At 63.2% G+C, this 21,482-nt stretch carries 20 protein-coding genes and 1 tRNA gene; 15 read left to right on the plus strand and 6 right to left on the minus strand.

The window, feature by feature from the left end:
• Positions 1-731: 731 nt before the first annotated feature.
• Positions 732-821, minus strand: a tRNA-Ser gene (locus CO676_RS11970).
• Between the two features lie 304 nt (positions 822-1,125).
• Between CO676_RS11970 and rplU the strand changes: the two genes are divergently transcribed.
• The 14 genes from rplU (at position 1,126) to CO676_RS12045 (ending at position 13,799) form a co-directional block, all read left to right on the plus strand.
• Positions 1,126-1,497 (plus strand): 50S ribosomal protein L21, encoded by a 372-nt coding sequence (rplU, locus tag CO676_RS11980; protein ID WP_041414740.1) that lies wholly within the window; start codon positions 1,126-1,128, stop codon positions 1,495-1,497.
• A gap of 32 nt (positions 1,498-1,529) precedes the next feature.
• Positions 1,530-1,799 (plus strand): 50S ribosomal protein L27, encoded by a 270-nt coding sequence (gene rpmA, locus CO676_RS11985; protein ID WP_003531206.1) that lies wholly within the window; start codon positions 1,530-1,532, stop codon positions 1,797-1,799.
• Between the two features lie 131 nt (positions 1,800-1,930).
• Positions 1,931-2,563: a GNAT family protein gene (locus tag CO676_RS11990; RefSeq protein WP_014766297.1), complete on the plus strand. Its 633-nt coding sequence runs from the start codon at positions 1,931-1,933 to the stop codon at positions 2,561-2,563.
• Positions 2,560-3,144: a GNAT family N-acetyltransferase gene (locus tag CO676_RS11995; RefSeq protein WP_097521253.1), complete on the plus strand. Its 585-nt coding sequence runs from the start codon at positions 2,560-2,562 to the stop codon at positions 3,142-3,144. Before CO676_RS11990 ends, CO676_RS11995 begins: the two co-directional genes overlap by 4 nt.
• A 181-nt stretch (positions 3,145-3,325) precedes the next feature.
• Positions 3,326-4,336 (plus strand): GTPase ObgE, encoded by a 1,011-nt coding sequence (gene obgE, locus CO676_RS12000; RefSeq protein ID WP_014766299.1) that lies wholly within the window; start codon positions 3,326-3,328, stop codon positions 4,334-4,336.
• Position 4,337: 1 nt separating this feature from the next.
• Complete coding sequence (gene proB / locus CO676_RS12005) at positions 4,338-5,519, plus strand: glutamate 5-kinase (protein WP_097521254.1); 1,182 nt, start codon at positions 4,338-4,340, stop codon at positions 5,517-5,519.
• Positions 5,512-6,795 (plus strand): glutamate-5-semialdehyde dehydrogenase, encoded by a 1,284-nt coding sequence (locus CO676_RS12010; protein ID WP_097521255.1) that lies wholly within the window; start codon positions 5,512-5,514, stop codon positions 6,793-6,795. Before proB ends, CO676_RS12010 begins: the two co-directional genes overlap by 8 nt.
• Before the next feature lie 56 nt (positions 6,796-6,851).
• Positions 6,852-7,418 (plus strand): nicotinate-nucleotide adenylyltransferase, encoded by a 567-nt coding sequence (locus tag CO676_RS12015; RefSeq protein WP_231698946.1) that lies wholly within the window; start codon positions 6,852-6,854, stop codon positions 7,416-7,418.
• 90 nt (positions 7,419-7,508) lie between these two features.
• On the plus strand, positions 7,509-7,955 hold the full coding sequence (gene rsfS, locus CO676_RS12020) for a ribosome silencing factor (protein WP_041414745.1): 447 nt from the start codon (positions 7,509-7,511) through the stop codon (positions 7,953-7,955).
• A 261-nt stretch (positions 7,956-8,216) separates the two neighbouring features.
• Positions 8,217-8,699: a 23S rRNA (pseudouridine(1915)-N(3))-methyltransferase RlmH gene (rlmH, locus tag CO676_RS12025; protein WP_097521256.1), complete on the plus strand. Its 483-nt coding sequence runs from the start codon at positions 8,217-8,219 to the stop codon at positions 8,697-8,699.
• 277 nt (positions 8,700-8,976) lie between these two features.
• The gene (locus CO676_RS12030; RefSeq protein ID WP_179875472.1) at positions 8,977-10,410 is read left to right on the plus strand and encodes a murein hydrolase activator EnvC; all 1,434 of its coding nucleotides are present in this window, start codon (positions 8,977-8,979) and stop codon (positions 10,408-10,410) included.
• A complete protein-coding gene (locus CO676_RS12035; RefSeq protein ID WP_014766306.1) occupies positions 10,400-11,722 on the plus strand; it encodes a S41 family peptidase in 1,323 nt (440 codons plus the stop codon). The genes CO676_RS12030 and CO676_RS12035 overlap by 11 nt, the downstream gene beginning before the upstream one ends.
• A gap of 285 nt (positions 11,723-12,007) precedes the next feature.
• The gene (locus CO676_RS12040; RefSeq protein WP_097521257.1) at positions 12,008-13,213 is read left to right on the plus strand and encodes a divergent polysaccharide deacetylase family protein; all 1,206 of its coding nucleotides are present in this window, start codon (positions 12,008-12,010) and stop codon (positions 13,211-13,213) included.
• Positions 13,214-13,268: 55 nt separating this feature from the next.
• Positions 13,269-13,799: an RNA pyrophosphohydrolase gene (locus tag CO676_RS12045; protein WP_097521258.1), complete on the plus strand. Its 531-nt coding sequence runs from the start codon at positions 13,269-13,271 to the stop codon at positions 13,797-13,799.
• A 130-nt stretch (positions 13,800-13,929) separates the two neighbouring features.
• Here CO676_RS12045 and bfr read toward each other — a convergent pair whose 3' ends face one another.
• From bfr to CO676_RS36030, 5 genes are all read right to left on the minus strand, one after another.
• Positions 13,930-14,415, minus strand: a complete 486-nt coding sequence (gene bfr / locus CO676_RS12050) for a bacterioferritin (protein ID WP_014766309.1) — start codon at positions 14,413-14,415, stop codon at positions 13,930-13,932.
• Positions 14,381-14,692, minus strand: a complete 312-nt coding sequence (locus tag CO676_RS12055; protein WP_097521259.1) for a (2Fe-2S)-binding protein — start codon at positions 14,690-14,692, stop codon at positions 14,381-14,383. The genes bfr and CO676_RS12055 overlap by 35 nt, the downstream gene beginning before the upstream one ends.
• 293 nt (positions 14,693-14,985) lie before the next feature.
• Complete coding sequence (locus tag CO676_RS12060; RefSeq protein WP_097521260.1) at positions 14,986-18,339, minus strand: error-prone DNA polymerase; 3,354 nt, start codon at positions 18,337-18,339, stop codon at positions 14,986-14,988.
• On the minus strand, positions 18,336-19,895 hold the full coding sequence (locus CO676_RS12065; RefSeq protein ID WP_280952035.1) for a DNA polymerase Y family protein: 1,560 nt from the start codon (positions 19,893-19,895) through the stop codon (positions 18,336-18,338). The genes CO676_RS12060 and CO676_RS12065 overlap by 4 nt, the downstream gene beginning before the upstream one ends.
• Positions 19,807-20,760, minus strand: a complete 954-nt coding sequence (locus CO676_RS36030) for a hypothetical protein (RefSeq protein WP_245424305.1) — start codon at positions 20,758-20,760, stop codon at positions 19,807-19,809. Before CO676_RS36030 ends, CO676_RS12065 begins: the two co-directional genes overlap by 89 nt.
• A 169-nt stretch (positions 20,761-20,929) precedes the next feature.
• Here CO676_RS36030 and CO676_RS12070 point away from each other — a divergent pair, with 169 nt between their 5' ends.
• The gene (locus CO676_RS12070) at positions 20,930-21,364 is read left to right on the plus strand and encodes a metallopeptidase family protein (protein WP_014330104.1); all 435 of its coding nucleotides are present in this window, start codon (positions 20,930-20,932) and stop codon (positions 21,362-21,364) included.
• Positions 21,365-21,482: the final 118 nt, after the last annotated feature.

The raw sequence follows: 21,482 nt of genomic DNA on the forward strand, positions 1-21,482 counted from the left end.
CACGCCGCAACCTTGAAGATTCATGTCCCGCCAAAACGCGTTTCCACACAGTCTCCACCCCGTGCAGACGGTCGATTGATTGGAGAAGCTCACGGCATCATCGCCCCCGCCGAAGCCCGAGGACTTTGGTTGGCTATTCGGTCGTGAAGGCAGCGATGGGGTGCCGACGTTAGGCAGCGGCTCGGTTGAGGCGGACCCAGCCACGCCTTCGCACTTCTGGATCCTGACGACGACATTGTTCAGCCTCAACGGTTGATCGATGCCTACGGGGAATTCGTGATCGTGGGGGGCGCAGCGGTGAATGGGCAACGAGCATCGACGGGCGGGCGCGACAGGGACCTAGACCTCCTCCTCCGCCAGACAGACGCAAACCTCGAGCGCCTGATCGACGTGCAACTCAACTGGTTACGCTTCAACGACACGCGCATCGCCAACTCAAGGAAGCGGGCGCAAAAATCCAGGATCGTAGACGGGGTCTAGGCGCGTCTGCTTACGGGTGGCGCTCAAGGCAATCATCTTCTTGCTTCGCGCACGTTTCGATGGTCGCCGTATCTTCCGCCACCGCGCTGACGCGATGGGAGCAGGAGGGGATTTACGCATGCAGCCGGGCAAGCGGATATGGTCAGCGGGTCCACTTCGAGCGAGGACGCGCGGATTCGTTGGAAAGAGCTTAGGCTAGAGCCGCTGCTTTAATGGTTTTCGCCAAACAATTCAAATACTTACTAGTGTACTGGCGGAGAGGGGGGGATTCGAACCCCCGATGGGCTTGCACCCATGCCGCATTTCGAGTGCGGTGCATTCAACCACTCTGCCACCTCTCCGCGGGGCCGGTTGGCGCTATGTGAGCGCGGCCGGTTCATAGCGGCAGTTTCCGCCGCTGACAAGGGGCAGAAAGAAGAATATCTTCAACTCAGTACCTTTCGCCTTGACAAGGCAGGGCGACTCCCTTAATCCGCGCCATGAAGTGGTGTGGCCTGCCCGCACCGCGGCGGGTCATGGTTTGTGCCCGTTCACTGGCGGTGGCCAAGAGTTTCCCTCAAGGCGCTCCGCTCAACGTAACGACTGAAAAAAAGACGGCCTTGCTGTTTCAGGCAAAGAGCCGGACCGAACATGAAAGGATAACAAATGTTCGCAGTCATCAAGACCGGCGGTAAACAGTACCGCGTGGCAGCCGACGACGTCATCACCATCGAAAAGTTGGAAGGCGTTGCAGGCGACAAGATCGAATTCACCGAGATCCTGATGGTCGGCGTCGGCGCCGATGCAACCATCGGTGCTCCGTTTGTCGAAGGTGCCGTTGTCAGCGCCGAGGTCGTGGACCAGGGCCGCGCCAAAAAGGTCATTGCCTTCAAGAAGCGCCGCCGCCAGAACTCCAAGCGTTCGCGCGGCCATCGCCAGCATCAGACGACCGTCCGCATCCTGGACATCGCTGCCGCCGGCGGCAAGGCGAAGAAGGCTTCGAAGAAGACCGAAGCCGCCGCTGAAGCTGCAAACTGAGTTCGGGATCGAAGGTTTAAAGGAGAACACCAATGGCACACAAGAAAGCTGGCGGTTCGTCGCGCAACGGTCGCGATTCTGAGTCCAAGCGCCTTGGCGTGAAGAAGTTCGGCGGCGAAGCCGTCATTCCAGGCAACATCATCGTGCGCCAGCGCGGCACGAAGTGGCATGCCGGCGCCAATGTCGGCCTCGGCAAGGACCATACGATTTTTGCGCTTACGACCGGTAACGTGGACTTCCGTAAGAAGGCCAACGGCCGAGTCTACGTGTCTGTAATGCCGAAAGCCGAAGCAGCGGAATAAGCCGGTAGCGCTCTAAAACAGCCGGCGTCTCATCGACCCGGCTGACGCACCCGCAAGGTTCTAAAGCCAGACTTCAAAGGGGAGATGGGGCAATACCCAGCTCCCCTTTTCACGTATCTGGAGGAAGAACCATGCAAACCGAGCTCGTCAGGGAAGACCAATCCCGGTCTCCCGAACAAAGGCTGAGGCCTCAACGGTCAAGGACCGATTGCCCGATATTGTTATCGCCCCGGCTCGTTTTGCGCGCCCCGCATGAAGACGATATCGACGCCCTTGCCCATCTTGCCAACAACGCCAATATCGCCACCATGGTCTCGCGCATGCCGCACCCCTACACCACGGCGGATGCGGCCGATTTCGTGCGACGCGCAAAAGCCGGCACGATTGGCAAGTGCGTCTACGCGATCACCAAAGCGGACAATGGCGCATTCCTCGGCTGCTGCGGGATCGAGCCGCATGCCGACGGCAGGACGGTCGAACTCGGCTACTGGCTGGGCGAGCCCCATTGGAACCAGGGCTATGCCACCGAGGCGACGCAAGCGCTGACCGACATGGCCTTCCGCACCCGCGACATCGACCAGATCGATGCGCGCTGCCGGGTCATGAACATGGCTTCGCGCCGGGTCATTCAGAAGTGCGGCTTCCAGTTCCAGGGCTCCGGCATGGTCGACAGCCTGGCGCTCGGCGGCACCGTCGCCGTCGAGTGGTACAGGCTCGACCGCAAGACCTGGGTTTCGCTCAAGAGCTGGGGAGGCATGCGATGAACGCGCTCGTCACCGAACGGGCGCGGATCGTCGCAAAGCCCGATCCCGGCCCCTGCCCGGACATCGAGACGAAGCGGCTCAGACTGCGGCCGCACCGCCTCTCCGACGCGGCACCGATCGCCGAATCGCTCGGCGATTTCCGGGTGGCGCGCATGCTGGCGCGGGTGCCGGCGCCCTATCACCAGCAGGACGCGCTCGACTGGCTGAACCGCCAGGCGGCGAACGTGCTGCCCGACTGGACGTTCGCCGTCACGTCCGGCGACGAGGTCCATATCGGCTGCGTCGGCATCGAACTGAGACACGGCGAATGGCATGTCGGCTACTGGCTGAACCGCTTCTATTGGGGCAAGGGCCTAGCGAGCGAGGCGGTCTATGCCGCGGTCGACCGGTTCCTGCGGCGGATGCCGGAGGCGGTGCTGCATTCGGGGGTCTTCGCCGACAACCCAGCCTCGCTCAAGGTGCAGGAGAAGCTCGGCTTCAAGATCACCGGCTGCAGCCAGATCTATGCGCTCGCCCGCAACACCATGGTGGCGCATATCGAAACGCGGCTGTCGGCCGAGGACCTGCGCCGGCCAGCCTGACGAACCGAACCCGCCAGAGCCGGCTCTGGCGGGTTCTTTTGCACGATAGTCTTTGACCTCCGCCGGAACCGCCTATATCGATGGCGGCGAAGAGGCGGGGTCATGGAAAACTCCACGCGGTTTTGCGCGCGCAGCCCGCTCTGCAGACAATCAAGCCGAACATGCAAGAAATGGCGAACCGATGAAATTCCTCGATGAAACAAAAGTCTATATCCGGTCCGGGGATGGCGGCGCAGGCGCCGTCTCCTTCCACCGCGAGAAATTCATCGAGTTCGGCGGGCCGGACGGTGGCGACGGCGGTCGCGGCGGCGATGTCTGGGTGGAGGCGGTGAACGGTCTCAACACGTTGATCGACTTCCGCTACCAGCAGCACTTCAAGGGCAAGACCGGCATCCACGGCATGGGCCGCAACCGCACCGGCGCCAAGGGCGCCGACGTGACGCTGAAAGTGCCGGTCGGCACGCAGATCTTCGAGGAGGACAATGAGACGCTGATCGTCGACATGGTCGCGGAAGGCCAGCGCTATCGGCTCGCCGCCGGCGGCAATGGCGGCTTCGGCAATGCCCATTTCAAGACCTCGACCAACCAGGCGCCGAACTGGGCCAATCCCGGTCTCGAGGGCGAGGAGAAAACCATTTGGCTCAGGCTGAAGCTGATCGCCGATGCCGGCCTCGTCGGCCTGCCGAATGCCGGCAAGTCGACCTTTCTCGCCGCCTGCACGCGCGCCCGGCCGAAGATCGCCAACTATCCCTTCACGACGCTCCATCCCAATCTCGGCGTTGCCACCATCGACGGGCGGGAATTCATCCTCGCCGACATTCCCGGGCTGATCGAGGGCGCCCATGAGGGGATCGGCATCGGCGACCGTTTCCTCGGCCATGTCGAGCGCACCCGCGTTCTTCTGCACCTGGTCTCGGCGCAGGAGGAGGATGTCGCCAAGGCCTACACGACGGTCCGGCACGAGCTCGATGCCTATGGCGGCGGGCTCGAAGATAAGCCGCAGATCGTCGCGCTGTCGCAGATCGACGTGCTTGACGACGAGGAGCTGAAGGCGAAGGCGAAGGCGCTCGCCAAGGCCTGCGGCGCGCCGCCGCTCCTCATCTCGGCCGTTACCAACAGGGGCATGACCGAGGCGCTGAGGGCACTGCGCGACGTCATTTCCGCCGCCAAGGCGGGCGAGGAGCAGGTTTGAGATGGCTGCTACGCGCAAACCGCTCGCAAAATACCGCCGGATCGTCATAAAGATCGGCTCGGCCCTGCTCGTCGACCGCAAGACGGGGCTAAGGAAGAGCTGGCTCGACGCCATGTGCGCCGACATCGCCGCCCTGAAGGCCAAGGGTGTCGAGGTGCTGGTGGTCTCCTCCGGCGCCATCGCCCTCGGCCGCACCGTGCTGAACCTGCCGACCGGAGCCTTGAAGCTCGAGGAGAGCCAGGCGACCGCCGCGGTCGGCCAGATCGCCCTGGCGCGCGCCTGGTCGGAAAGCCTTTCGACCGATCAGATCATCGCCGGCCAGATCCTGCTGACACTCGGCGATACGGAGGAGCGCCGCCGCTATTTGAACGCGCGCGCCACGATCAACCAGTTGCTGAGGCTCGGCTCAGTGCCGATCATCAACGAGAACGACACGGTCGCGACCACCGAGATCCGCTATGGCGACAACGACCGGCTGGCCGCCCGCGTGGCGACGATGGTCGGGGCAGATCTGCTTGTGCTGCTGTCCGACATCGACGGGCTCTACACGGCCCCGCCGCATGTCGATCCGGAGGCCCGCTTCCTCGAGACGATTGCCGAAATCACCCCGGAAATCGAGGCGATGGCAGGCGGAGCGGCGTCCGAGCTGTCGCGCGGCGGCATGCGCACCAAGATCGATGCCGGCAAGATCGCCACCACCGCCGGCTGCGCGATGATCATCGCTTCCGGCAAGCCGGAGCACCCGCTCAAAGCGATCGAGGCGGGCGCCCGCTCCTCCTGGTTCGCGCCTTCCGGCTCGCCGGTGACGGCGCGCAAGACCTGGATCGCCGGGCAATTGCTACCGGCCGGCTCGATTGCGATCGACGCCGGGGCGGAGACGGCGCTGCGCTCCGGCAAGAGCCTGCTTCCGGCCGGCGTGCGGCAGGTGACGGGAAGTTTCAGCCGCGGCGACACGATCGCGATCCTTGGCAGCAGCGGCCGCGAGATCGCCCGCGGGCTTGCCGGCTACGATGCCGACGAAGCGCGCCAGATCGCCGGCAAAAAATCGGCCGAAATCGGCGCGATCCTCGGCTATGCCGGCCGCACCGCCATGGTGCATCGCGACGATATGGTGATGACCGCCCCCTCCGGCCCGCGGCCCGAGGAGGAACTGGATGACAGGAAGGGCAAGCTCCATGCTTGACGCGGCCGAAAACGGCAAGGATGTCAACGCGATGATGCTGGAGATCGGCCGGCGCGCCAAGGCGGCCGCCCGGCCACTCGCCATCGCCAGCGCCGAGCACAAGCATGCGGCGCTCGTCGCCATGGCGGACGCGATCGTCGCCAAAAGCGACGAAATTCTCGCCGCCAATGTGATCGATCTCGAAAACGCTCGGGAGAGCGGTGTCGCCACGGCCTTCATCGACCGGCTGACGCTGACGGAGGCTCGTATCCGCGACATGGCGGACGGCATTCGCGCGATCGCCGCGTTGAAGGATCCGATCGGTGATGTCATCGCCGAATGGGACCGGCCGAACGGGCTGCATATCGAACGGGTCCGCACCCCGCTTGGCGTCATCGGTGTGATCTATGAAAGCCGTCCGAATGTCACCGCGGATGCCGGCGCGCTCTGCCTCAAGGCCGGCAATGCCGTGATCCTGCGCGGCGGCTCCGACAGCTTCCATTCGTCACGGGCGATCCATGCCTGCCTCGTCGAGGGGCTGAAGTCGGCGGGCCTGCCGGAGGATGCGATCCAGATGGTCCCGGTTGCCGACCGCGCTGCCGTCGGCGCCATGCTTTCGGGTCTTGAGGGCGCGATCGACGTGATCGTGCCGCGCGGCGGCAAAAGCCTCGTCGCCCGCGTCAAGAACGAGGCGCGCGTGCCGGTGTTCGCCCATCTCGAAGGGCTATGCCATATCTACGTCGACGCTTCCGCCGATCTCGATATGGCGAGAAAGATCGTCGTCAACGCCAAGATGCGCCGCACCGGCATCTGCGGCGCCGCCGAGACGCTGTTGATCGACCGCAATGCAGCCGATCGGCTGGCAACACCGCTGCTCCAGGGGCTGCTTGATGCCGGATGCGAAGTGCGCGTCTCCGAAGAGTTGCAAGACCTGCTTCCCGGCCTGAAGGCGGCGAGCGATGAGGACTGGGCGACCGAATACCTCGACGCGATCATTTCGGCAAAGCTGGTCGACGGCATCTCCGGCGCCATCGAGCACGTCAACAGCTGGTCTTCGGCCCATACGGAGGCGGTGATCGCCGAGGACCCGGCGGTCGTCGAGCGCTTCTTCACGGAAATCGACTCGGCGATCCTCCTGCACAACGCCTCGACGCAATTTGCCGATGGCGGCGAATTCGGTATGGGCGGCGAGATTGGCATTGCCACCGGCAAGATGCACGCCCGCGGTCCGGTCGGCGTCGAACAGCTCACCTCGTTCAAATATCGCGTGCGCGGCACGGGACAGGTGCGGCCCTGACGACACCTGCCGATGTGAAGCCAAGCTATCTGCGCATGCCGCATGTCGAAAGCGGCATGACGGTCGGTCTGTTCGGCGGGTCCTTCAATCCGCCCCATGACGGCCACGTGCTCGTTGCCGAGACGGCGCTGCGCAAGCTCGGGTTCGACCAGCTGTGGTGGATGGTGACGCCCGGCAATCCGCTGAAGGACCGCAACAATCTCGCGCCGCTTGCCGAGCGCATCGCGATGAGCGAAAGGATCGCCCGCAATCCGCGCATCAAGGTCACCGCCTTCGAGCAGGCGCTCGGCCAGAGCTATACGGCACGCACTTTGGAGTTCGTCCGGGCGCGCAATCGCGGCGTGCGCTTCGTCTGGGTGATGGGGGCGGACAATCTCCGGAATTTTCACCGCTGGCAGAACTGGCGCCGGATCGTCGGCACCTTCCCGATCGCGGTGATCGACAGGCCGGGCGCGACGCTCGCCTATCTGTCGTCGCGGATGGCGACGACTTTCAGCCATGCGCGAATCGACGAGGACGACGCGACGACGCTCGCCTTTCAAAGGGCGCCGGCCTGGACCTTCATCCACGGGCCCCGCTCGTCCTTGAGCTCGACGGCGCTTCGTTCCGCCAAATCCGGGTGAATTCCCGTCATTTACTTCTCGCGTCTTGAAACTGCACCGGTTTGGTGCCTACATTTGACACATGGTTCGTCCTCAGATCACGAACCGGAAGTGCATGTTCTGTTCATTCGGAAAGGAAAGACCCTGACAACAGCACACGCCAAGGGATATGCGGTCTCCGCATACCCGCGCAGCACGGGATCGAGCGACGAAGCCGCTGTCCGTGCGCTTAAGCTGGTCCTCGAAAGCCTAGAGGACTCAAAGGCAGAAGACATCATCACCATCAACATTGCCGGAAAGTCGGCGCTGGGAGACTTCATGGTCGTCGTCTCCGGGCGTTCGAACAGGCATGTGATGGCTATTGCCGACCACCTGGTGAGAGACCTGAAGGACGAGGGACTTGGCAATCCCCGCGTCGAGGGCCTCGAGGGTGGTGACTGGGTGCTGATCGACACCGGCGATGTGATCATTCACATCTTCCGGCCCGAGATCCGGGAGTTCTACAACATCGAAAAGATGTGGGCCGCCCCGGAGATGGAGGACAGTACCCTGCACTGAGACGCGCCGCCCGTCCCTGACCGATCGCCTCAGGACGGAGCGACGACCGGTGCCGATTTGAGATGCGGCTGTCATCACCCGACCGGGCGGATGGCAGCAAGAGGGTTTTTGCCGACCGAAACCTACAGCGCCGTGCGTCTTTTCAGACGCACAAAGGTCGCTGTAGCACTTTGAATCTCTGCATGTTTTATCCTTGAACTGAGAACGGTTTAAGGAAACAAACAGTAGTCGGTCGGATGCCGGTGGGGACGGAACGGGTCAATGCGTATCGGACTTTTCGCAGTCGGCCGCCTGAAGGCGGGTCCGGAGAAGGATCTCGCGGCCCGTTATCTCGATCGCTTCTCCAAGGCCGGGCCGGCCGTGGGCCTGGACCTGGCGCGTGTTGTCGAGGTCAATGAGAGCCGCGCGGCGAACGCTGAAACGCGCAAGCGCGACGAAGCGGCCCAGCTCGAAAAGGCGCTTGCCGAGGGCAGCCTGCTCCTGTTGCTCGACGAGCGCGGCAAGGCGCTCGATTCCGAGAGTTTCGCCACGCTGCTCGGCGCGTTCCGGGATGGCGGCAAGCGCGATCTGATGATCGCCATCGGCGGTGCCGACGGGCTCGACCCGGCGCTCCACGCCCGCGCCGATGCCGTTCTCTGCCTTGGCAAGATGACCTGGCCGCACCAGCTCGTCCGCATCCTCATCGCCGAACAGCTTTATCGCGCCGTGACCATCCTTGCCGGCCACCCGTACCACCGCGCGTGAAAAGAGTCGAAGAGCATCCTGCAGAAGACCCCCTCCCCAACCCTCTCCACAAGGGGGATGGGCTTACTTTGCCGCGATCCCGCCTCCCATTTCGAATGTTTCCGCGATAAGCGGTGGATGGAAAATGGTAGGCGGTCGCAGCGAACGAGATAGCCCCTCCCCCTTATGGGGAAGGGTCTGGTCGATGCGCTTCACCGCAATAACAAGAATATGTATTGGTGGCCTCCGACAAATCGGATTAGGGTTCCCTGATTTAACTGCTAGCCCACGAGACAGGATGACGAGCGCCAGGAACAGAGCCGACGTCGCCCGGTTGAGATCTGCCGCGAGGCAGATCCGCCGGCACGCGGCGATCGCCGCCGTTCTTCTGTCGATGTACGGGCCGGCGCTTGCGCAGGAGGCCGCGAGAGACGTGGCTCCAGGCCCGACCGCCGCGCAACAGGGGCCGCCCGATCCCGCGGCCGACCTGACGTTAAGACGCGACAGCACGCGCAGCGAGCTCGACGCGCTGTCGAAGACGATCGGTCTTTCGCGCGACCGCGCCACGGCTCTCGAGCAGACGATTGCCGAGATCGACAAGAGCAATACGGCACTGCGTTCCGCGATCGTCGACTCGGCTGCGAAGCGCCAGGAACTCGAACGGCAGATTGCCGAGGGGGAGATACAGCTCAACGAACTGCGTGCCAAGGAGGACGTGGTCAAGCGTTCGCTGAGAGCCCGGCGCGGCGTGCTCGCCGAAGTGCTCGCTGCGCTGCAGCGCATGGGCCGCAACCCGCCGCCGGCGATCCTGGTGACGCCGGAAGATGCGCTTGGTTCCGTTCGCAGCGCAATCCTGCTCGGCGCCGTCGTTCCGGAAATCCGCGAGCAGACCGACAGCCTCGTCGCCGACCTCAAGGCGCTTGCCGACATCCGCGCCGGCATTGCCAGACAGAGGGACGATCTGACGGCGGCGATGACGGCCGTTCTCGAGGAAGAACGGCGCATGTCGATGCTCGTCGCCGAGAAGGAAAAGCTGCGACAGCGGAACGCGGCGGAACTGGCCTCCGAACAGCGCAAGGCTGACGAACTCGCCTCGCAGGCGACCAATCTCGAGGGGCTGATCTCCTCGCTCGAAAACGAGATCTCCTCGGTGCGCGAGGCCGCTGAGGCCGCCCGCGCGCAGGAGGAAGAACGGCTGCGGATGAACGAGGCCGAGCGTCAGGCGGCACGGGAGTTGGCCAAGAGCGCGGTGCCCGACAAAAACCGCATTGCGCCCGCATACGTGTTTTCGGAATTGCACCAGAGGCTCAGCTATCCGGTCGCAGGCTCGATCCTGCGGCAATTCGGCGACGCGGACGGCACCGGGCACTCGCTGCAGGGGATCATGCTGGAAACCAATGCAGGCGCGCTGGTGACCACGCCGGCGGACGGCTGGGTCGTCTATGCCGGCAGCTTCCGCAGCTATGGGCAGATGATCATTCTCAATCCCGGCGACGGCTACCACATCGTGCTGGCCGGAATGGAGAATGTGAGCGTCCGCCCGGGGCAATTCGTCGTGGCAGGCGAGCCGCTCGCGACGATGGGTGCAAAAAGAGTGGCGAGTGCGGCGGCCTTGACGCTGGAAACGGACAGGCCGACGATTTACATTGAATTCCGAAAAGACGGAAAGCCGGTTGATTCCCGACCGTGGTGGACCGCAGCAGAAGTTGGAAAGGCGCGAAATGATACGTAGAGCTTCACTTGTTCTGGTCGGGGCGCTGATGGGAGCGACGGCGATGGGCGTCGTCTATTCGGCAACGATCCCGGCCGTGGCGGCCAATTCGTCCACTTACCGCGAGCTGGCGATTTTTGGCGATGTGTTCGAGCGTGTGCGCGCGCAATACGTCACGCCGCCGCAGGACGACAAGCTCATCGAGAATGCCATCAATGGCATGCTCTCCTCCCTCGACCCGCATTCGAGCTACATGAACTCGGCCGATGCCGAGGATATGCGCACCCAGACGCGCGGCGAGTTCGGCGGCCTCGGCATCGAGGTGACGATGGAAGAGGATCTCGTCAAGGTGACGAGCCCGATCGACGAAACCCCTGCCGCCCGCGCCGGCGTGCTGGCCGGCGATCTGATCTCGAAGATCGACGGGCAGGACGTCCGCGGCCTGAAGCTCGAGGAAGCGGTCGAGAAGATGCGCGGTGCCGTCGGCACGCCGATCAAGCTCACCATCCTGCGCAAGGGCGCGGAAAAGCCGATCGAACTGACGATCGTTCGTGACGTGATCGCCGTGCGTGCGGTCAAGGTCCGCGTCGAAGGCGATGTCGGCTATCTTCGGGTGATCTCCTTCACCGAGAAGACCTTCGACGATCTGAAGAAGGGCATCGAGAAGATCCAGGCGGAAGTGCCGGCGGACAAGCTCAAGGGCTATGTGCTTGACCTGCGCCTCAATCCGGGCGGCCTGCTCGATCAGGCGATCAATGTTTCGGACGCCTTCATGGAGCGCGGCGAGGTCGTTTCGACCCGCGGCCGCAACCCGGACGAGACGCGCCGCTTCAACGCTACGCCGGGGGATCTCGCGGACGGCAAGCCCGTCATCGTGCTCGTTAACGGCGGCTCGGCTTCGGCATCGGAGATCGTCGCAGGCGCGCTCCAGGATATGAAGCGTGCCACAGTGCTGGGCACACGTTCCTTCGGCAAGGGCTCGGTTCAGACGATCATTCCGCTCGGCGACGCCGGCGCGCTGCGCCTGACGACGGCGCTCTACTACACGCCGTCCGGTAAATCGATCCAGGGCACCGGTATTACCCCGGACATCAAGGTCGAACAGCCGCTGCCGCCGGAACTGCTGGGCAAGGTGGAAGCGCAGGGCGAATCCGATCTGCGCGGCCATATCCCGGGGCAGAACGAGACGGACGAAGGCTCCGGCTCCGTGGCTTACGTGCCGCCGGAAACCAAGGACGACATTCAGCTCAACTACGCGTTCGACCTGTTGCGCGGCAAGAAGACGGATCCGACCTTCCCGGCCAATCCGGAACAGGCCGAGCTCAAGAAGTGAGGCTGGGTGGCTCATTGGCCTGATCCAGGGAGCCACGCGGCCGATCGAACCGAATGAGACAAAGGCGCCGGGCTGTTCAACCCGGCGCCTTTATATTATTCATCGCCGATGTAGCCGACTGCCGATGATTCTTCGCGTGCGGGCGCATTCCTCACCGCAATTTCCTAGAGCAATTCCAGGAAAGGTGCGTAACGGTTTTCCGTCCGGAATGGCGTGAAAACAGAAAGATAGAGGCGTTTTCGCGATTCGAAGAAAAGCGGAAATGCTCTAAGGTCGAGGCTCCGTTTGGGAACTGATCTCAATGCCCCCCTTGGCCACGGCCCGAAGAAGAGGCCAGTGCGCAAGCGCGACCCGCGCCGCATGGTCGGCTATGGGTTTCTCGGCATCTTCACGCTTGCAGTCGCTGGGCTCTCCGGCTGGGCCGCTTTCGCGCCCGATCGCCTGCTCCAAACGGCCGACCCGACCACAAGCGCTGACACGACTCTGGCGTCCGCCGGGCAAGCCGCGCCTTCCGCCAAACCCGAGGGCGCAGTTCGCTCGCTTCGGCCGAGAGGGGCTCATTCGGGAGCCCATGTCGAGGAAATCCTGACGGATGACGGCGCGACGGTTACAAAATTCACGCCGAGGTCGCGCGACGGCGGCGGCCCAGCGCTGATCACTGCCGGCCCGATGCGCGGTCAGGATCCTCGCCTGGCGGCGCTTCCGAACGACGATCTCATCGAAGATACGCCTCAAGGCCGGTTGCCGATCGTCGGTCCGGACGGATTGAGGCCGATGGATCAGTATGCCCGCCCCTGGTCCGGCGCCCGCGGCACGCGCATCGGCTTGGTCGTCGGTGGTCTCGGCCTCAGCCAGACGGGAACCCAGCGCGCGATCCGCGACTTGTCGCCGGACGTGACGCTCGCCTTCGCCGCTCGCGGCAACAGCCTGCAACGTTGGATGCAGGATGCGCGGCGCGACGGCCACGAGATCCTCCTGCAAATCCCGATGGAGCCCTTCGACTATCCGGACAACGACCCGGGGCCGCATGCGCTTCTCATTTCCCGCAGCGCCACGAAAAACCTCGCCGAGTTGCACCGCAGCATGAGCCAGATCACCAATTATACCGGCGTCATGAACTATCTCGGCGGCCGGTTTCTCTCCGACGCGGATGCGCTCGAGCCGGTGATGCGCGACCTCGGCAAGCGCGGTCTGCTGTTTCTCGACGACGGCACCTCGGCGCAATCGTTGTCCGGAACGCTCTCCGGCGCCTTCGGGGTGCCGCACGGCTTCGCTGATCTGGTCCTCGACGGCGAACTCAGCCGCAACGCGATCCTGCGCAAACTCGACGAGCTCGAACGCGTCGCCCGGCGCAACGGCAAGGCGATCGGTGTGGCCTCCGCCTTCGACGAAAGCGTGGCGACGATCGCCGAATGGATGGAAGGGGCCGGCGGGCGCGGCATCGAATTCGTCGGCATTTCGGCCCTCGTCAACGATCCGCAACAAAACTGATCTAAGCACGCGAACGGGCTGAACAGCCGGCAGCAACCATGCAGGGAATGGCGAGATGGGTAAAGACAAGGACAAGGTTTTGAGGGCAGAGTACCTTCCCTATCGGCCGTGCGTCGGCGTCATGGTCCTCAATCACGAGGGGCTTGTCTGGGCCGGGCATCGGCTCGCCGTCGGCAATTCGGAATATGACGGCTCGCCGGAGCTCTGGCAGATGCCGCAGGGCGGCATCGACAAGGGCGAGGATCCGCTCGAAGCCGCCTATCGCGAACTCTACGAGGAAACCGGCATGCGCAGCGTTTCGCTGCTTGCCGAGGCGCCCGGCTGGATCAACTACGACCTGCCGGAGCACCTGATCGGCATTGGCCTCAAGGGCAAGTATCGCGGCCAGACACAGCGCTGGTACGCCTTCCGTTTCGAGGGTGACGAAAGCGAGATCGCCATCGACCCGCCGCCGGATGGCCATGATCCCGAATTCGACGCCTGGGAATGGAAGCCGATGCGCGAGCTGCCGAACCTGATCGTGCCGTTCAAGCGCAAGGCCTATGAGGAGGTCGTCGCGGCCTTCGCGCATCTGGCGGGTAGGTAAGTCATCCCGCATTCCGCTGCCGGGCCATCTCCCCGCAGGTGGAACCAGAAAACGCAACCCGCCTTTTCATCGGTGAAAAAAAGCGCCGCGCGTTCGCAACGCGCGGCGCTCCGTTGAGATCGAGCCGATATTACTCGGCTTCGTTGGCCGGGGCGGCGTTGAGCTGCCCGTATTTCTCCTCGCCAATCGTGTCGAGCAGCTGGAGCTGCGACTCGAGGAAGTCGATATGGCCCTCCTCGTCTGCGAGCAGTTCCTCGAAGAGCTTCATCGAGACATAGTCGCCAGCCGCGTGACAGACATCGCGGGAATTCTTGTAGGCCGTGCGAGCGTCGTATTCGCCGGCGAGATCGGCCTTGAGCACTTCCTTGACATTCTGACCGATGCGCAACGGTGCGACCGTCTGCAGGTTCGGATGGCCTTCGAGGAAGATGATGCGTGCGATGAGTTTATCGGCGTGGTGCATTTCCTCGATGGATTCCTCACGCTCCTTCTTGGCGAGCAGCGTGTGGCCCCAGTCTTCGAGAAGGCGGTAATGCACCCAGTACTGGTTTACGGCACCGAGTTCGAGAAAGAGCGCTTCGTTAAGCTGCTCGATGACCTTTGCGTCGCCTTTCAAGATCCGCCCTCCGGTTTTCTTCGTGGAATTGTTTTAGGCGGGTCATGAAATCAAATATCTCGGCATCCGTCGAGTCGCGACGGGCGTGATATTGCTCGGTGGTACGGATGATGATGTCGACGACATTGGGAAAACAGCCGCAGCAGCGGCCGCGCTTTTCCATCGCGTGATAGACTTTCGCCGGCACGATCAGCTGCCAACAGTCCTCATCGAGGAGGCCGATGATCGTATCCTCGATCTCTTCTTCGGTGATGAAATTGCAGCTGCAAACCAACATTTCGTCTTGCCTGTCACACGCAACATCCTGATTTTGCGATAAAGCAAAAGAGGATATTTGCCGTCAACAAAAAACTCCTCTCCATAAAGTTGCGAAGCATATTAGAGCGGTTCTAATCTTGAGGAAAAAGTTCGCGTTTTCATTAGATTAGGCGATTATAAGGCGAGGATTTTTCTCCCATGGCTTGCAAATTATATGTAGGGCAGCCTGCGACATTTTTACACAGGCAATTCCGGAGGCAAAAGTTGTGGGTGAATCGACGATGCAACGATCGTCGGTAGTTGACGGGAGGCTCAATGGAAATTGCGTCCCTTCGGCATGACCTCGGCCACCTCGCTCCCCGCCTCCGAAGCTTTCGGCCCCTCGTGCGCAGGCGGGGCCAGACGCATTTGCCGGAGTGCCTTCTTGTCGCGGGCATCCGCAGTCGGCCGCAGCGCCTCATCGGCCCGATCATTGGCTCCGAAACGCCTGGCCTCGTTGCGCAGGAGACCGAGCATCGGCGTCATGTCTTCCATATACTCGGCGACCACATGGATGACGCCGCTTTCGCTCTGTAAGCGGCCGCGCACCTTCACGAGCCGCGATCCCATGACCTGCCGCCGGTATGTCTGGAACGTCTTTTCCCAGACGATGATGTTGGCGACACCGGTTTCGTCCTCGATCGTCATGAAGATGACGCCGTTGGCGGAGCCCGGCCGCTGGCGGACCAGCACGAGGCCTGCCACCGTCACCCGTCTTCCGGCCGGGGTCCTTGCAAGGTCACGGCTGGAAAGGATGCCCATGCGCGCGAAATCCTCCCGCATGAAGGAAACCGGATGCGCCTTCAGGGAAAGCGTCAGGTACCGATAGTCATGGATGACATGCTCGCCCGCGGGCATGGCCGGCAGGGCGACCGCCGGTTCGACCTGCAGGTCCGCGGAGCCCGCTCCGTCGAAAAGCGGCAGGCGCTCGACCGCCGACTGCTCGTTTAGAGCCTTCACCGCCCAGAGTGCTCTTCGCCGATCGAGCCCGATGGAGCGGAAGGCATCCGCATCCGCAAGGCGCTCCAGCACGGCCCGGGACAGGCCGGAACGGATCCAGAGATCGTGGACGGAACCATATCCCTCGCCGCGGCGCGCCACGAGCGCCTCCATATCCGGTTGCCGCACGCCCTTGACCAGCCGAAACCCCAGCCGCACCGCCTTCCTTGATTGGATGACATCCCGCATATCGGCATGACGCGGATCGATCGCCTCCTTGTGGAACATCCCATCGCCTTCGAGCAGGGCATCCCAGTCCGAGTGGTTGACGTCGACCGGCAGCATCCTGACCCCGTGTTCGCGGGCATCGCGCACGAGCTGGGCGGGCGCATAGAAGCCCATCGGCTGCGAATTCAGCAGCGCGGCGCAGAAGACATCCGGGTAGTAGGCTTTGAACCAGGAGGAGGCATAGACGAGGGAGGCGAAGGAGGCGGCATGGCTCTCGGGAAAGCCATATTCGCCGAAACCCTTGATCTGGTTGAAGCAACGTTCGGCGAACTCCCTGTCATAGCCGTTCCTGACCATGCCATCGATCATCTTCCGTTCGAAAGTATGGATCGTGCCGGTCCTCTTGAAGGTCGCCATAGCGCGGCGCAGGCGATCGGCTTCGCTGGGCGAGAAGCCTGCAGCGGTGATGGCGATCTGCATCGCCTGTTCCTGGAACAGCGGCACGCCCAGCGTCCTTTCCAGCACCGCCTTCAATTCCGGACTCGGATAGTCGACCGCCTCTCCCCGGCGCTGCGCCTCGCGCCTCTTCAGATAGGGATGCACCATGTTGCCCTGGATGGGGCCGGGCCGGACGATCGCGACCTCGATCACCAGATCGTACATTTCGCGTGGGCGTAGGCGCGGCAGCATGCTCATCTGCGCCCGGCTTTCGATCTGGAACACCCCCACCGTATCGGCGCGGCAGATCATGTCGTAAACTGCTTCTCGCTGATCCTGGTAGAGTTCGGCGAGCGTTTTTCGTTCACCGTAATGGGCTTCCAGGAACTTGAAGGCCCTGGCGAGGCAGGTCAGCATGCCGAGCGCCAGCACATCGACCTTGAGGATCTTCAACTGGTCGAGATCGTCCTTGTCCCATTCGATCATGTAGCGGTCGGGCATGGCCGTGTTCATGATCGGCACGACCTCGTCGAGCCTGTCGCGGGTGATGACGAAGCCGCCGACATGCTGGGAGAGATGCCGCGGGAAATTCATGAGAAGGCTGGCATAGGCAAGAACGCGTCTGGTGAGCGGATCCGCCACGTCGAGGCCCGCCCCCTTGGCCTGATCTTCGGTGAAGGGCGAAGTTCCCCAGCCCCAGATCGAACTGACGAGAGCGGATTGCACATCCTCCGACAGGCCAAAGGCCTTGGCGACCTCGCGCCCGGCCGAACGCGAGCGATAGCTGATCACCGCGGCGGTGAGCCCGGCATGCTCCTTGCCATAGGTCCGGTAGATATATTGGATGACCTCCTCGCGCCGCTCGTGCTCGAAGTCGACATCGATATCGGGCGGCTCGTCGCGGTCGCGCGACAGGAAGCGGTCGAACAGCAGCGTGAACTTCTGCGGATCGACATCGGTGATGCCGAGACAGAAACAGACCGAGGAATTGGCCGCAGACCCCCGCCCCTGACAGAGAATGTTCACGCTGCGGGCAAATTTCACCAGCTTGTGCACGGTCAGGAAATAGGGCTCGTATTTCTTGTCGTGAATGAGTTCGAGTTCGTACTCGATCTGCCGCTGGACCTTTTCCGGCACGCCCGTCGGGTAACGCTCCAGCGCGCCTTTCGCGACCAGCCTTCGCAAGCTTTCAGCCGGCGTCTCGCCCTCGGCGTTTTCGTCCGGATATTGGTGGCTGAGTTCGTCGAGGCTGAAGGAAAGCCGCTTGAAGAATTTGCCCGCATTGGCGATCGCTTCGGGATAGTCGCGGAAAAGCCGTGCCATCTCCTTCGGGCTCTTCAGGTGCCTTTCGGCGTTCTTCTGGAGGAGGAAGCCGGCGCTGGCGATCGTCACATGTTCGCGAATGGCGGTTACGACATCCGCAAGCGGCCTGTAATGCGGATCGTGATAGAGCGCGTCATTGGTGGCCAGAAGCCGGACATCCAGGCTCCTGGCGACTGCGGCGAGGACGGCGAAGTCATGCCGGTCGAAACCGTCATAACGGGGCGCCAGACCAAGATAGAGCCGGTTGCCTACATGCTCCTGCAATTTTTCGAGAAGCGTGCGCATGGCTTCCGGCTGCGGCCGACCCTCGCCCGGCATGGCGATCAGGAGAAGCTCCTCCTGCCATTCGAGGAGATCGGCGAGATAAAGCGTGCAATCGCCCTTCTTCGAGCGCAGATTGCCGGTGCTGAGCAGACGGCAAAGATGCCCCCAACCCGACCTGTTTCGGGGATAGGCGAGAATATCCGGCGTGCCGTCGGCAAAAACCAGGCGGGCCCCCGGCTGGAAAGGGTAACCCTCCACTTTCGCCTTGCCATGGGCACGGACGACACCGGCCACGCTGTTGCGATCGGCGATGCCGAGACCCGAAAGCCCGGCCTTCCTGGCAAAGACGATCATCTCCTCGGCCGGCGCCGCCCCCTCGAGGAAGGAGAAATTCGTGCGCGCCCCAAGCTCGTAGAAGATCGGCTCCTCGCTCATGCGAACACTCCGTGCATGAACCATCGGGCCGCGGCGACTTCCCTTCCGTAGAGGCCTTCGCGGAACAGCCAGAAGCGGCGGCCCTGCTGATCCTCGACCCGGAAATAGTCGCGGGTCGGATGCCCCTCGCCGTCGATCCACCATTCGGCGGCGATCCGCTCCGGCCCCTCGGCGCGGGCGACGCGATACTGGGTCTTGCGCCAGTTGAAGCCGCGCGGGGCGCCGTCCGGAACCTCGGCCGTCGCCTCCACCAGTTCGGGATAGCTGAAAATCCGAAGCGGGCGGTTTTCAGGAAAAGGCTGGCCTGCAAAAAACTTGTCGTCAGAGGCAGGGGACCCCATCACCGCCGCCACATCCCGAACGGCGGCAAACCCGCCCGCCCGTTCCGGCAGGTGGCTTTCGGCCAGGCTCGCCTGCATCAGGCAATCGGGACCGAAACGGGCGGAAACCTTGTCGATGAAGGCGGCAAGCGGCTGGCTTTCCTCGGGCACGCCGGAAAAATCCTGCTGTGCCGGATCGAGCCTTTCGCTGCGCAAAACCGCGAGCCTCAGGATTTCGAAACCATATCCGGCATCGAGATCGTCATGAAGCGCCTGCAGCCGTTCGCGAAAGAGCGCCGCAATGCGATCGGCATCATTCAACGGGATGGCCGCATGCGCCCGGACGCGGAACACCCGTCCATCGACGCGAAACAGGAGGAGCTCGAACAGCCGCCCGCCTTCGCCATGCCGCTCCAGCGAGGCGCGGACGTCCTTGGCAAGGTGCCGTGCCAGTTCGAGAATGTATTCCTCGTCCATAAGCGGCTCGGCGAGCCGGCGCTCGGCGGAAAAGCTCGGCACCGGCAGGCGGGGCGATAAAGGTTCGTCCGCCTCGCCTCTCGCCTGGTCGAGCTTGAGGAGAAGAAGGGAACCGAAGCGGCGGGCGAGCGGCGCGCGCGGCGCTTCGAGAAGATCGCCGATCTGCTTCAGCCCGACCCGTTCGAGCGCGGCGGCGGTTTCCGCCGGCAGGCGCAGCGCAGCGACCGGCAAAGGGGCAAGAACCCGGTCGGCCTCTCCCGGTTCGATGACGTCGGCACTGCCATAGCGGGCAACCGCCCAGGAAAGGCCAGCAGCGGAGGAGACGGTCGCCCGCGCTTCGACGCCGAGCGAAAAAAGCCGGGACAAGACGTCGCTGACGAGCCCCTTCTCGCCGCCATGCAGATGAGCACAGCCGGTGATATCGAGGAACAGGCCGTCCTTTCCATCGAGCGCGACGAGCGGCGTATAGCGGTCGCACCAATCGGCAAGCCCTTCCAGGAAGGCCTGGTCCGCCGCCGGATCGGCGGCGATCACGTCGAGCGCCGGGCACATGGCGCGAGCCTCCGCAGCCCCCTGGCCGCGCTTCAGGCCGATGCACTCGGCAAGCGTGTCGAGCGCGACGAGGCGCATGGCATTGTCGACCTTGGCGGCAAAAGCCACCGGCGGATGATCAGGACGCCCGCGCGAAAGCCAGGAGGCGCCCCAGCGGCTGCGTGCGATGCGATCGGCCGGCAGATGCGGAAAGTGGATCGACAGGATTCTCTGGCTGTCCGTGGGCTTGAAGAGCGGCGCTCCGGCGCTCGTCGAGGGGGTAGAAGCGGCGGTCATGGGCGTTCCATTCCAGAAAAATGCCGGCAGAGCCGTAAGCCCTGCTTTTTTCGACATGGAGGTGAAAGGCGGGATGATCGAAGCTGCCGCAAAGCACCGAACCATCGGGGAGAGGACGTTCGCCGGCCGGCGCCGGCTTGATCTGGAACCGGAAGAAGGCGCTGCTCGCCTCCTCCTCGCCCGCCTGGCGGAGGAGAAGGAGAGGCACGCCGCCGGCCCGGGCCCGGACATGCAGGCGCCGGCTCTCGCTCAAGGCGAGGCTGGCGGGATTGCCGCGGATTTCCAGAACGACCGCGGCGAAGACCGGCACCGAAAGTGCTGTTTCGGTAACCCACAGCGCATCCTTGACGGTGCGCACTGAGACGAAGAGGAAGCGCTCCGGGTCGAGCCCGTAGGACTTGAGGCCGGGCGCATAGAGCTGCCCCGCCTCGCGGGAAGCAAGCGCCTGGCTGATCCAGAGCACCGGGGCGAGATGGCCTTTCTCCTTCCTTTCCCGTTGATAAAGCACCGCAAGCGCCGCCACGAAGCCGGCGGCCGCGCCCGCATCGCGGGTTTCGGCATTGCGGATTTCCATCAGGCCTTCGAGCGGCAGCCCGCCCTTGAGGACATCGTCGAGCGGCGCAATCCCGAGCGGCAGGACCTTGCGATGCAAGGTTCCTTCCCTGCCGCGCCGAAAGCCGGCGGCATCGGCCGCCTTGGCGGTCCGCACAATTCCAGGCAAGTTGCAATTTTCAATCCGTGATATGGTGTCACGAAGGGAAAGAATGGTTTGCCGTTGCACGGCGTTCTCGGCCATGACGGTCAACCTCCCATCAAATGTTCATGTTATGTTCTTATGGATTCCAGAGCTTGGGGGAAGAGTCAACAGCAAAGGATAAGAATTTATTCCTCATCCCTGCTCGAGCAGAATTCAACACTCGAAAAACAAACGAGAAATCGCTATATGAGGGCAACAAGGAGTGCCTATGGCCCGCATTGACCAGACCGAGGATTGGCGGGAACGCCACGCACCGACGCTTACCACATTCGAACAGCTTGCGTTTGAAGCCTTTAGCCACCTGCCGCAAGAATTCCGCAAGCTGACGACGGACCTCATCATCGAAGTTGCCGATTTTCCAAGCGACGACGTCTTCGAAGACATGGCGCTCGAGACGCCTTTCGACCTTCTCGGCCTGTTCGAAGGCCGCGGCATCGGTGAACGCTTCACCATGGAGACCGGCCAGTTCCCGAACCGGATCACGCTCTACCGCCGTCCGATCCTCGACTACTGGGCGGAGAACGAGGAGACCCTGGGCGACATCATCACCCATGTGCTGATCCACGAGATCGGCCACCATTTCGGTCTTTCCGACGACGACATGGAACGGATCGAGGCCAGCGTCGAGCACGTCGGCGGGTAGCCTAGCAGCAGCTTTTCCGATCACAAATTTGCCCCTCATCCGGCCTGCCGGCCACCTTCTCCCCCGCGAGCGGAGCGAAGGAAACCCGTTGCACGCTCCGAAGTCACCTCCCTCGCCT

It is taken from the genome of Sinorhizobium sp. BJ1, assembly GCF_002531555.1.
In the GTDB taxonomy this organism is placed as follows: Bacteria; Pseudomonadota; Alphaproteobacteria; order Rhizobiales; family Rhizobiaceae; genus Sinorhizobium; species Sinorhizobium fredii_B.